The organism is Hymenobacter cellulosilyticus, assembly GCF_022919215.1.
Classification (GTDB): Bacteria; Bacteroidota; Bacteroidia; order Cytophagales; family Hymenobacteraceae; genus Hymenobacter; species Hymenobacter cellulosilyticus.
Genome location: NZ_CP095046.1, coordinates 1,908,111 through 1,921,443, shown reverse-complemented (window position 1 = coordinate 1,921,443; position 13,333 = coordinate 1,908,111). Strand labels below are relative to the sequence as shown.

Sequence of the window (13,333 nt, the reverse complement as noted above, 5' to 3'; positions counted from 1 at the left end):
ACCCAAATAATTTGAAATGGATTCTGCCCCTCCTTCGCTGAACCAGCCTTTCCGCATTCTGTCCCTTGATGGTGGAGGAATCCGTGGCCTTTATACCGCTCGATTCCTAGCCGACCTAGAATCGCAACTGCAACGAGATGGCCAAGAACACACTTCTCTCTATCAGCACTTCGACTTAATCTGTGGTACCTCTACCGGCGGCATTATCGCTTTGGCGCTGGCATTAGGCATGCCGGCTCGGGAACTCGTGCACCTGTACTCGCACCACGCCAAGGACATTTTCGGTGCTGGCCGGAATCTTGTTTCCTGGCTAGGTACAGCTCGGTACTCCAATAAGAAACTGGAGGCGCTGCTGAAGGAAAAGTTTGCCCCCTACTCTCCAGATGGAAACACCCGACTGGGACACGCCCGCACACGGGTTTGCATTCCGGTGTTCAACGCTGTGTCGGGCAAAGTGAGCGTGTACAAAACATGTCACCACAAAGACTTCATCCGTGACTACCAGATGCCAGCTTATCAAGTTGGCATGTCTACGGCCGCTGCCCCCACCTATTTCGACCCCTATAGCCCGCGTTACCTCGCCGATGTAACGGGAGAAGAGGTTATAATTAGCCACAACGTAGATGGCGGCATTTTCGCCAACAACCCCGCCCTTATCGGCCTGACCGAGGCCCATGGCTGCTTGGCTGTGCCGTGGGCCAATATTCGACTGCTCTCCATCGGCACCGGACGGCAGGCCTTCACGGAGCGCCCCGAGCAGCGGCGGTGGGGTCTGCTTTACTGGGCCAACAAAATGCGTATCCTGGACATGATACTTCATGCTCAGGCCGACCACACCGATAGCGTCTGCCAGGTGCTTAGCCGGGGAGCCGGCCGAGAGGCCCCGCAAGCTTTTTTGTACGAGCGGGTTCAGTTCGACTTTCTCAATAAACAGGAATACGTCGATCTGGACACCACTTCCCCAGCAAAGCTCACGGCTTTGCAGGAGCGGGCCAGCAACCAGTTCCGCGAACGGGGCCGTCGCATTATTGATAATTTCTGTGCTGAGCCAACAGCTGCGTTTGCTCCCTGCCGCTCACTGAGCCAGCCCACACTAATAGCTGCTTAACCACTGATTCCGTTTTTATGGCCAACTGCAACAAGTTGTTTCTGGACTTCAACCAGAACCTGAACGTGCTCAGCACGAAGAAAACCAAGCTCAGCACTTCCAAAAAGGAGCTTCGCCGCAAAATCACCGACCACTTTAAGGAACACCATCCCGACTACAAGCCGAAGTTCTTCACTCAGGGCTCGCAGAAGCTGGGAACGGTGATTCGCATCCACGACGACACCTGTGACCTGGACGACGGTGTGTACTTTCTGTGCAAGCCCGACGTGACGGCTACCACCTTGCAGCGCTGGGTATACGAGGCCGTCAAAGACCACACCAGCGAGCCGGCACAGTGGCGCAAGAAATGTATTCGAGTAACCTATAAGGCCGATTATCACATCGACTTGCCCGTTTACTACATGCTGGAAGACGAGGACCATCCTCATCTGGCAGTGAAGAACGAAGGTTGGGAAGACAGCGACCCCAAGGAGTTTATCACGTGGTTTCGCAAGCAGCGCGATGCCAAGGGCCAACTGGTGCGGTTGGTGAAGTACCTGAAATCGTGGTGCGACTGGTGTGCCCACAAGATGCCCAGTGGGTTGTGCATGACGGTGTTGGCGGAACGCAACTTCGTGGCCAATGGCCGCGACGACTGCGCCTTACGCGCCCTCCTTAAAGCTATTCGGAGCGACCTAAAACGAGAATGGAAGTGCACAATGCCCACCACGCCCCAAGATGACTTGCTGAGCAAATACTCTGACGAGCTGAAGCGGAATTTCTTCGATGCGCTCGACGAGTTTATTGAGGATGCTGACGAGGCGGTAGACGACGAAAAAAACCAGTTGAGCGCCAGCAAACTTTGGCGGCACCATCTGGGCTCACGCTTCCCTGACGGGCTCGATGAGGACGTGGATGCCAAAGAAGCCAAGCTGCGCGCCTCGGCCGTGCTCATCAACAGCGGGCGCGCAGCCACAACAGCTGCTGTCGGTATTACCACACACGGCCACGGAGTACCTAACCAATCACACCGCTTCGATGGGGGGCGTCGTTTTCATCCATTGGCACGACAGGGCAAAGACTGGTTTGCCGTATTTCATCGTGAAAAGCAGTTGGTCGAACGGCACTATCCAGCTTTTCGGTGCCAGCTGAAGCGCAATGCATTGAGCTGTCGTGGGGAGGTTTCCTCGCCCGGTGGCGAAGGCACTTACCGCATCAAGATTGACTACGCTCCTGGCCGGCCCCCAAAAGTGTTCGTGCTCAATCCAGGTATTGAGTACCGGCACCACGCTCTCACACACTTCTATCCAGCCGACAATAGCCTGTGCCTTTACTATCCCGGCGACCTGGCCTGGTCTGACAAACACCATCTGTATGATAAGACTATTCCGTGGCTCGCCGAGTGGCTGGTTTTCTACGAGCTGTATCAGATTACGGGTCGTTGGGAAGGCCCGGCAGTGGAGCATTACCAACACAGTTAGAAACCACCCATTACAAATAGCTTACTCGCTCTCGTTTTTCACGAGTTGTACCCCTGTATGTACCCCAGAAACCAAGAAACCCGCCCTACAATGCTGTAAGGCGGGTTTAAAGTGGAGCTGCAGGGAGTCGAACCCTGGTCCAGACAAGGAAACCGTCGAGCTTTCTACGTGCGTATCTACGCTTGGATTTTCATCAAACTCCGGGCGCGCATCAGGCCCGTAGAGTTTGCTTAGATGCGATTGTTTTTCGCTAGAAAGTCACACCCCCTTTCTAACTATCTTTTACTTACGACGCCCCGAACTCACCCGTGTAAAAGAGAACGGGTGCGGGACGATGACATTACCTAGTACCTAGACTAAGCAGCCATGGCGTAGCTATACTCGCCAGTTATTGTTCGAATGATTTGGTCGCAGAAGATCCATTCAACTCCTGGCACGCTTACTCGCGACTTGCGCAAGCTGTCAATTCCGGTCAGCCCCAAATGGTAAAGAACGATGCCCCCACAAGTAGCGGGGTGCGAATGTACGCATTCAAGGGTAATAACGTTCTGTTATCTGCAATTTGTTCCCTTCCAAAGACCGTCTTTTCGGGGTACCTTTGCAGGAAGGAGTATGGAAAATTTCGTCGTTTCGGCCCGTAAATACCGTCCTGCCACGTTCAGAAGCGTGGTGGGCCAGCAGCACGTGACTACCACGCTGCAGAATGCCATTACCAGCAAGCACCTAGCCCAGGCCTTCCTGTTTTGCGGCCCGCGGGGCGTGGGCAAAACCACCTGCGCCCGGATTCTGGCCAAGACCATCAACTGCGAGTTCGTAGAGGAGCACGTACGCCAGGGCCGCCCCGTGTCGGAGCTGCTGCGTACCCAGCCTGATATTGTGCCGGCTGCCTTGCATAAGGCTGCCGATCCGGATAACACACCATTTGAACTCGAAGCCTGCGGGCAGTGCGCCTCCTGCCGGGCTTTCCAGGAAAACGCCTCGTTTAACGTGCACGAGCTAGATGCGGCTTCTAACAACTCGGTGGAAGACATTCGCAGCCTCGTGGAGCAGGTGCGCTACGCCCCGCAGCAGGGGCGCTTCAAGGTGTACATCATCGACGAGGTGCACATGCTGTCCAACGCGGCTTTCAACGCCTTTCTGAAGACGCTGGAGGAGCCGCCAAACTACGCCATTTTCATTCTAGCTACCACCGAGCGGCACAAGATTATCCCCACGATTCTGTCGCGCTGCCAGATTTTCGACTTCAACCGGATTCGAGTAGAGGACATTCGCGGGCACTTGCGCCACGTGGCTACCCAGGAGAAAATTCAGGCCGAAGACGACGCCCTGCACCTGCTGGCCCAGAAAGCCGACGGCGGCCTGCGCGACGCGCTAAGCATGTTCGACCAGATGGTGACCTTCTCGGGCCACAATCTGACTTACAAGGACGTGGTGCAGAACCTACACATCCTTGACTACGAGTACTACTTCCGGCTGATTGACGCCTTACTGCGGGAAGACCTTTCCCAGACGCTTTTGCTGCTGGACGAGGTAGTGCAGAATGGGTTCGATCTGCACAACTTCGTGGTGGGCGCGGCTGAGCATTTGCGCGGTTTGCTTGTGTGCAAAGATCAGGTAACGGTGCAGTTGCTGGAAGTTTCGGAAGGCATTCGGGCACGCTACGTGCAGCAAGCCCAGGCAGCTCCACTGGCCTTTTTGCTCTCAGCCCTGAATCTAGTGAGTCAGTGTGACCGCGAATTCAAGCAGGCCAAGAACCAGCGCCTTCACGTAGAGCTCATGCTGATGAAGCTGGCCTACCTGAACGGGGCGGTGCAGTTTGCCCGCGAAATGACTCCTTCGTCCAACGGCGAGGCTAAAAAAAAAACTAGTGTAGCGCCCGTTGCCCCCGCATCGAACGGCTCAGCGGCTCCGGTCCTAAACGGAACTACCCCCGCAGCTCCGGCCGTAAACGGTACACCCGCCCCCGCCCCTAATAACGCCCCGCGGGCCGTAGCAGCTAGTGCGCAAACCCCGGCCCCGGTTGCACCGCCTGTGCCCGTCGTGACGGCCCCCGCCGACCCGGAGCCGATAGTGCCCATCGTAAGCGGAATTGAGGAGCTGCACGACACGCCCAGCATCGAGGACGACGTGGACGCGGTGCAGCCCACCGGGCAGTTTCGCGACACGAGTCCGCACGTGGAAATCGGGGCCCCCAGCTTTGAAGGCCACGAGCCGGAAGGACCGCGCCGCATTGCGCCCATGCTCAAACCCCTGAGCCCGGCAGCAAAGCTTATTCCCAGCCTCAAGGACCTCAAGGCCCAGGTAGCCCAGCAGGTCTCGGCCAGCCAGGCCGGGCCAGCGGTAGTGGAGGAAGAGCCCACGGGCCCCATTACCGGCTTGCCAGCTATTGATGAGGAAAAGCTGCTGCTGGTCTGGAACGAAATCAAAGAGTCGCGGCGGGCCGAGCGCATGACCGAGTACGTGCTGCTCAACCGCCCCATTATGGTCGATGAGCAGCACGTCGTTCACCTCACCGTGGACAATCCCGTGCAGCTCGACCAGTTCAACGACTTCCGTGCGGAGCTGCTCACCGAGTTGCGCCGCCGCACCGGCTACCCGCGCCTAAACGTGCAGGTGGTGCTGGCCGAAAAAGCGCCCACCGGCCGCATGCTCTACACCTCGGCCGATAAATTTGAGTACCTCTCGGAAAAATTCCCGGTGCTGCTCGCCATGAAGCAACGCCTGGGCCTGGATACCGACTAATAAGGTACCGTTAGTAGATAGTAGCGCGAACGTTGTAGTTCGTGTGCCAGCACGACGCTAATGGCGCGAGGCACGCGAATTACAACGTTCGCGCTACTAGCGTTTTACCCCTTTCTAATCCAACCTATCGGCTTCAGTGCCGCCACGTCGGCTAGGCGCCGCACCTAGTTAGCGCCTAACGTGCTGCTGGCTACCCAAAACAAGCCGGGCTTACATACTAATTATTCCGGACTTTGCGCCCAACTTAAAAACCACTCATAGTCAACCCAATAGCGCAATGCGTTTTTAATTGCAATACCGGCCGCCTATCTTTGAAACCTTGTCCTTACGCCTCGCTTTCTGCCCTGGGAATTTCGTGAAAAAACCCTTTCTGCTTCTTTTTCCGGCCATTGCGGCGCTTGGGCTAACCACCCAGTGCCAGACGAGCAAGCCAGCCTCCACTGCGGCGGCTACCATTGCTCCGACCCCAACGGCGCCGGCGCAGCAGAAAGAGTACAAGTACGAAACTGTGGAGGGCGACCCACTTAAGGCCCGCATCTACACCCTGGACAACGGCCTGACCGTGTACTTGTCGGACTACGACGACGCGCCGCGCATTCAGACCTATCTGGCCGTGCGCGCCGGCTCCAAGAACGACCCGCACACCGCTACCGGCCTGGCCCACTACCTCGAGCACATGGTGTTCAAGGGCACTTCCCGCCTGGGTACCCAGAACTGGGCCGCCGAAAAGCCCGAGCTGGATAAGATTGAGGCCCTGTACGAGGTCTACCGTTCCAAAACCGACCCCACGGAGCGCAAGAAGCTTTACCACCAGATCGACTCGATTTCGAGCGTGGCGGCCAAGTATGCCGTAGCCAACGAGTACGACAAGGTGATGGGTGCCATCGGCTCCAAGGGCTCCAACGCCTACACCTCGGTCGAGCAGACGGTTTACCAAGAGGATATTCCCTCGAATCAGATTGAGAAGTGGGCCGCCATTCAGAGTGAGCGGCTGGGCGAGATGGTGCCCCGTCTGTTTCACACGGAGCTGGAAGCCGTGTACGAGGAGAAAAACAGGGGCCTCGACAACGACTTTAGCAAGGAATACGAGGCCCTGAACGCCAGCCTGTACCGCAAGCACGAGTACGGCACCCAGACCACCATCGGGACCATTCAGCACCTGCAAAACCCCTCGATTACCGAAATCAAGAAGTATTTCGGCCAGTACTACGTACCCAACAACGTGGCCCTGTGCCTCTCGGGCGACCTGGACTACGACCAGACTATTCGCATCATCGACCAGTACTTCGGTAAGCTCCAGAGCAAGCCGGTGCCGGCCTTCACTCCCGCCCAGGAAGCCCCCATTGCGGCCCTCGTGGTAAAGGAAGTGGTGGGCCCCGATGCGGAAAACGTGATGCTCGGCTTCCGCTTCCCCGGCGCGGCCACTCACGACGCGCTGGTACTGCGCATGATCGACAAGATCCTGACCAACGGCCAGGCCGGCCTGATTGACCTGAATCTGAACCAGCAGCAGCGGGTGCTGCAGGCCGCCTCGTTCACCGACATCAACAACGACTACTCCTCCCACGTACTCTACGCCACCCCGCGCCAGGGCCAGACCCTGCCCCAGGTGCGCGACCTGCTGCTCGGGCAGCTGGAGCTGGTGAAAAAGGGCAGCTTCCCCGACTGGCTGATTCCGGCCATCATCAACAACGAGAAGCTGCAGCGCACCAAGAGCTACGAAAGCAACGAGGCCCGCGCCGGCGCCTTTGTGGCCGCGTTTGTATCGCGCCAGAGCTGGAAAGACATCCTGCAGCAGTACGAGGACTTCGGCAAAATCACCAAGCAGGAAGTGCTGCGCGTAGCCAACCAGTACTACGGCAACAATTACGCGCTGATTTACAAGAAAACCGGCAAGGACACGAGCACGCCCAAAGTGGTGAAGCCCGCCATTACCCCGGTGCCCGTCAACCGCGAAGTGGCCTCCAGCTTCTACCAGGAAGTGGTGAGCAAGCCCAGCCCCGAGCTGCAGCCGGTTTTCGTCGATTACAAAAAGGATATTCAGGAGTTCAAGCTTGCTTCCGGCATTCCGGTGTACTACACCCGCAACACCGAAAACGAGCTGTTCAACCTGTACTACATCCTAGACCTGGGCACCAACAACGACCCCAAGCTGGGTCTGGCCGCCGACTACCTCCAGTACCTGGGCACCGACAAGTACTCGGCCGCTCAATTGCAGCAGGAGTTCTACAAGCTGGGCTGCTCCTTTGGCGTGAGCAGCGGGCAGGACCGCGTCTACGTCAGCCTCGGCGGCCTCGACAGCAACTTCGAGCCGGCCCTGCAGCTTTTCGAAAGCCTGCTGGCTAACCCCAAGCCCGACGCCAAAGCCCTCAAGGATATGGTCGACGGTGTGCTCAAGGCCCGCAAGGATGCCAAGCTCAACAAGCAGGTTATCCTGACCCAGGCCATGCTGAACTTCGCCAAGTACGGCCCCCAAAACCCCTTCACCAGCCAGCTGAGCGAGAAAGAACTCAAGGCCCTGAAGCCCGCCGACTTAACTGCCCTGACCAAGAAGCTGACTAGCTACCAGCACCGCGTGCTGTACTATGGCCCACGGCCTGCTACCGATGCAGAGCCTGCCATTGTTAAAGGCGGCACGACGCCAGAAGCGCCCAATGGCGTGCGCTACCCCGGCCTGCTCTGGACGCTCAACAAACTGCACCGCGTCCCCGCCAAGCTCACCCCCGTACCGGCCAACAAGGACTTTGCTGAGCAGCCGCTCAAAGACCGTAAGGTGTACTGGGTAGACTACAACATGGTGCAGGCTGAAATCCTGTTCCTGACCCGCGGCGACGTGTACGACAAGGCCCTGGTACCCACCGTGAGTCTCTACAACGAGTACTTCGGCGGCGGCATGGGCAGCATCGTGTTTCAGGAGCTGCGCGAGTCCAAGGCCCTGGCCTACTCGGCTTCGTCGCGCTACGCCAGCGCCGACAAGCTGGGCCGCTCCAACTACAACCTGAGCTACATCGGCACCCAGAGCGACAAACTCGGCGAGGCCATGGCCGGTATGGAAACCCTGCTCAACGACCTGCCCGTGGCCGAAGCCAACCTGCAGATTGCCAAGCAAAGCATCCGTAACAGCATTGCCACCGAGCGCATCACCAAGTCCGACATCCTCTTCAGCTACGAGCGCGCCAAGCGCCTGGGCCTGGATTACGACCTGCGCCGCGACGTGTATGAGCAAACCCAGAATATGAGCTTCGATGACCTGAAGAAGTTTCAGCAAGCCAAAGTCAAAGGCCAAAGCCAGACCATCCTGGTCATCGGCTCCAAAGACCGTCTCAACTTCAAGGAGCTGGCCAAGTACGGCCAGGTCCAGCAACTCACGCTGAAAGAGATTTTCGGCTATTAAAGTATCCGCTATGTCCCCACGTCTCTCATCCTGAGCAAAGCGAAGGACCTTATCACCGCAGCACGAGTCGTTGTTATGAGCATCGTTCTGGCGTGATAAGATCCTTCGCAAGCTCAGGATGACAGGACCGGAGCCGGCGGGTTTATTACCTCTAACAACAACTCAAACACCCTAAATAACTGTCAATTCGCAACTGACAACTTTTAACAATGGCAGAGAACAAAATCACCATCAAAGGCGGTAAGCTGAGCGTACCGGATCAACCCGTAATTCCTTTCATTGAGGGCGATGGTACCGGTCCGGACATTTGGGCCGCTTCCGTGCGCGTATTCGACGCCGCAGTAGAAAAGGCTTACGGCGGCGCGCGCAAGCTGATGTGGAAAGAGGTGCTGGCGGGCGAGAAGTCGTTCAAGCAAACCGGCAACTGGCTGCCCAACGAAACCCTGGATGCCTTCCGCGACTACCTCGTGGGCATCAAAGGCCCCTGACCACGCCCGTAGGCGGCGGTATCCGCTCCCTGAACGTGGCCCTGCGCCAGGAGCTCGACCTGTACGCTTGCCTGCGCCCCGTGCGCTGGTTTGAAGGCGTGCCTTCCCCCGTGAAGCGTCCCGAGCTGACCGACATGGTGATTTTCCGCGAAAACACCGAGGACATCTACGCCGGCATCGAGTACATGAACGGTACGCCCCAGGCCCAGAAAATGCTGGAATTCCTGCAGGACGAGATGGGCGTGAAGAAAATCCGCTTCCCCGAGTCGTCTTCGTTCGGCATCAAGCCGGTTTCGAAGGAAGGCACCGAGCGCCTCGTGCGCGCCGCCATCGAGTACGCCATCAGCCACAACAAGCCTTCGGTGACCATCGTGCACAAAGGCAACATCATGAAGTTCACCGAAGGTGCCTTCAAGACTTGGGGCTATGAGCTGGCTGAGCGTGAGTTCGGCGACAAAGTATTCACCTGGGCCCAGTACGACAAGATCGTGGCCAAGCAGGGCCAGGACGTAGCCGATGCCCAGCAGAAGGCGGCCCTGGAAAGCGGCAAGATCCTGATTAAGGACAGCATCGCCGATGCTTTCCTGCAGCAGATCCTGCTCCGCCCCGCCGACTACTCGGTAATTGCTACCCTGAACCTGAACGGCGACTATATCTCCGACGCCCTGGCGGCCATCGTAGGCGGTATCGGCATTGCGCCCGGTGCCAACATCAACTACATGACCGGCCACGCCATCTTCGAAGCTACCCACGGCACTGCTCCCAAGTACGCCGGCCTCGATAAGGTAAACCCCGGCTCGGTGATTCTGTCCGGCGCCATGATGCTCGAGCACCTGGGCTGGCAGGAAGCCGCCGACCTGATCTACAAAGGTCTGGAAGCCGCCATTGCCTCGAAGCGCGTAACCTACGACTTCGAACGCCTCATGGAAGGCGCTACCCTGCTGAAATGCTCGGAGTTCGGCGACGAGATTATCGCCCGGATGTAAGGGTGCCTTTACTCCCTACCTAAGGTAAGGAACTACTGAATTTAACAAGGAAGCAGATATAGGCCAAAACTTATATCTGCTTCTTTGTTAATAGTGCTATATCTTAGCAAAAAACATAAGATTTTGTGAAAACTTGGAAGAAAGCAGCCGTAATCGACTTGTTCTGTGGAATAGGTGGGTTAACTCATGGCTTTGTTATGGAAGGATTCAATGTTGTTGCTGGTATCGATTCCGATGAAACCTGCAAGTACACTTTTGAAAATAATAACAATTCAAAATTTATCTGTAATGATATTACCAAGGTAACATCAAATGAAGTATTGAGCCTTTTTCCTAAAGACTCAATCAAAATACTTATTGGCTGTGCTCCGTGTCAATCTTTTTCGCGATATACATCTGGAAATAGAAATTCTGATGATAACAAATGGAGTCTTTTGTTATACTTTGCTAAGTTAATTGAGGATATTCAACCAGAGATAGTATCAATGGAAAATGTACCACAATTAGCTAAATACAATAAAAACGGCGTTTATAGTGATTTTATTAAAACCTTAGAATCAAACGGCTATCATATATCTGATCCAAAAAAAATAGTTTATTGTCCTGAATACGGCATACCACAAAATAGAAAAAGGCTTGTATTACTTGCATCAAAGTTAGGACCTATTGATTTGATACCTCCCACAAGAAGTAAAAATAATCTACCCACTGTAAAAGAGGCAATTGGAGATTTACCTTCTATTATGGACGGGCAGGTATGCGAATCAGACCCAATTCATCGAGCACAAAAGCTTTCGAAGCTGAATATAACAAGAATGCAGCATACAAAAGAAGGCGGTAGCTGGCGAGAGTGGCCAGATGAATTAATGCTTGAATGCCACAAGAAACTCACAGGGAGCAAATTCAATGATGTGTATGGTAGAATGCGTTGGAATGAGCCATCTCCTACAATGACTACTCATTGTATTGGCCTAGGCAATGGAAGATTTGGTCATCCGGAACAGAACAGAGCTATTTCTCTGCGAGAAGCCGCCATTTTACAATCCTTCCCGAGAAGTTATAACTTTTTAAGTTACCCTTCCAACAAGATAATTTCAAAAGATATTCAACGCCATATCGGAAATGCTGTACCTGTAAAACTAGGCCAAGCAATTGCAATTAGTATAAAAAAACACCTAACAGGATTTAACGCTAAGTAAATGGAAAGAGAATTCTCAACTGAAGAAATTTCAAGCAAGACAGAAGCAGAGATCGTGGCTGCAGAAGAACAAATCAAGTCCTTCCAGATACCATATGAATATGACACTAAAGAATACCCAATCGACGTAATGTTATTCAGATTTAATTCTAATGCTCCTGAAAAATCAAAAATAAGAATCCCTGGTTATCAGCGCAGTTTCATTTGGCGTGACGAAATGAAATGCCGTTTTATTGAGTCTTTATTCATGGGTGTCCCAATCCAACCTCTGTTCGCTGCAATTTTAGATAAAGATGGTACCCTTGAACTAATAGATGGTTCGCAAAGAATAAGAACTATTGAAGCTTTTGTGAATAACGAATTCACACTCAATGGTCTTAAAAAACTAACATACTTGAATGGATTCAAGTATTCAGATTTACCAGAGTCTAGAAGAAACAAGTTTGAACTTATTAATATTAGGCTTCACGTAATCAGTGACAAAGCCGAAGAAGGTGTAAGACACGATATATTTGACAGGATTAACACAACAGGAGAACGTGCTAAACCAGCTGAAGTTCGCAAAGGCGCGTTTGCAGGTGACTTTTATAAATTTATTGAGCAATGTACCAAAGATGAGTTATTTAAGGAATTATGCCCAATTTCAGAGTCAGCTAGAAAAAGAGGTGAGGCAGAAGAATTGGTTTTAAGATTCTTCACCTACTCCGAATTTGGCACTAACAGAAAAGAACGAGGAAGCAGAGTACTAGACTCTTACTTAATTGAGAAAAACAATGGATTTGATATAGATAACAAAACCTTAATTTTTAATAATATGCTTAATTTTGTTCGTGATAATTTCCCCCTCGGTTTTAGAAAGACACCTAACGCCAATTCTACTCCCCGAGTTAGGTTTGAGGCAATATCTTTAGGAGTCCACTTCGCATTAGAGGAAGAACCTAAGTTAGTTCCCAAATCTATGGATTGGTTAAACTCACTTGAATTTAATGAGGTAACAACGTCAGATTCCAGTGGAAACGCAGGTAAATTAAAAAAGCGTGTTGACTTTGTCAAAGATTGCTTGGTCAACAAAATAAAGCCCACAGATTTGCATTATGAAGGAAACTAAAGATGATTTCAACAAAAGGAAAAGCGAAATAGAAAAATACTTTTCACTTTTAGAAATACTAGATGAAGATAACATAAATATAAACTATGAAAACAAAAGCGGAATTCATAAAATAGAAATAGATACAGAAACAATAAAAATACTAAAAGCAAATGGATACTTATTGATATATAATCTACTAGAGGCAACCTGTAGAAATTTTTTGATAGCTATATTAAAGGCTATTCAAGAAAAGAACCTGCCCATAAATTCACTTTCTGAAAAAACACAGGCACTATGGCTAAAGCAGAAAGCAAAGGGTCTGAACGACCCGTATATAAAGGACAAGACAATTGAATTGAGATTACACAGCTTAGTTAAAGAAATAATAGATGAAACTAAAATAGAATTTAAGGAAATAATACTCAGAGCAAAAGAGGACGACAAAGACTTATTCCAACTATCAGGAAATATAGATGCAGAAAACATAAGAATATTAGCTGACACTTATGGATTTAACAGCAAAGTAGGGGGAGAAAAGGAGAAGGCAGGAGCTATATTAGTAGATATTAGACGTATGCGAAATAGATTAGCACACGGAAGAATTACATTTGCAGAATGTGGAAAAGACCTTTCCGTTGCACAGATCATAGGATATAAAAACAACGCTATATCTTATATTGAGGGAATATTGAACAACATTGAGCAGTATATTAACGATGAAGGTTTTAAAAAAACAGTATCCTCACCTGTTGAAGCCATAGCAGAGTAAAACTCAGTATGCGCCAAATTAATATTTAATAATTTGAATTTATTATTTACGCTCCCCAAAAAGGGCACCCATTTGGGTGCCCTTTCCATTTCCACTTC

Annotated in this window: 7 protein-coding genes, 1 other RNA gene and 1 pseudogene; 8 read left to right on the top strand and 1 reads right to left on the bottom strand. The window is 52.4% G+C overall.

Going from position 1 to position 13,333, the window contains the following annotated elements:
- Positions 1-16 precede the first annotated feature (16 nt).
- A complete protein-coding gene (locus MUN79_RS09540; protein WP_244677446.1) occupies positions 17-1,108 on the top strand; it encodes a CBASS cGAMP-activated phospholipase in 1,092 nt (363 codons plus the stop codon).
- Between the two features lie 17 nt (positions 1,109-1,125).
- Positions 1,126-2,568 carry a CBASS cGAMP synthase gene (locus MUN79_RS09535; RefSeq protein WP_244677445.1) on the top strand — a complete coding sequence of 481 codons (1,443 nt, stop codon included), beginning with the start codon at positions 1,126-1,128 and terminating at the stop codon, positions 2,566-2,568.
- 109 nt (positions 2,569-2,677) lie between these two features.
- Here MUN79_RS09535 and ssrA read toward each other — a convergent pair.
- Positions 2,678-3,048, bottom strand: a transfer-messenger RNA (tmRNA) gene (gene ssrA, locus MUN79_RS09530).
- 132 nt (positions 3,049-3,180) lie between these two features.
- On the opposite strand from ssrA, the gene dnaX reads away from it, so the two are divergent.
- The 6 genes and pseudogenes from dnaX to MUN79_RS09495 all read left to right on the top strand — a co-directional run bounded on the left by dnaX (position 3,181) and on the right by MUN79_RS09495 (position 13,235).
- A complete protein-coding gene (gene dnaX / locus MUN79_RS09525; RefSeq protein WP_244677444.1) occupies positions 3,181-5,310 on the top strand; it encodes a DNA polymerase III subunit gamma/tau in 2,130 nt (709 codons plus the stop codon).
- A gap of 355 nt (positions 5,311-5,665) precedes the next feature.
- On the top strand, positions 5,666-8,704 hold the full coding sequence (locus MUN79_RS09520) for a M16 family metallopeptidase (RefSeq protein WP_244677443.1): 3,039 nt from the start codon (positions 5,666-5,668) through the stop codon (positions 8,702-8,704).
- 209 nt (positions 8,705-8,913) lie between these two features.
- A pseudogene (gene icd, locus MUN79_RS09510) lies at positions 8,914-10,178 on the top strand (NADP-dependent isocitrate dehydrogenase).
- Positions 10,179-10,303: 125 nt separating this feature from the next.
- Entirely contained in the window at positions 10,304-11,377 is a 1,074-nt protein-coding gene (locus MUN79_RS09505; RefSeq protein ID WP_244677440.1) for a DNA cytosine methyltransferase, read from the top strand.
- The gene (locus MUN79_RS09500; RefSeq protein WP_244677439.1) at positions 11,378-12,484 is read left to right on the top strand and encodes a DUF262 domain-containing protein; all 1,107 of its coding nucleotides are present in this window, start codon (positions 11,378-11,380) and stop codon (positions 12,482-12,484) included.
- Entirely contained in the window at positions 12,471-13,235 is a 765-nt protein-coding gene (locus tag MUN79_RS09495; RefSeq protein WP_244677438.1) for an MAE_28990/MAE_18760 family HEPN-like nuclease, read from the top strand. Before MUN79_RS09500 ends, MUN79_RS09495 begins: the two co-directional genes overlap by 14 nt.
- The last annotated feature ends 98 nt before the right edge of the window (positions 13,236-13,333 follow it).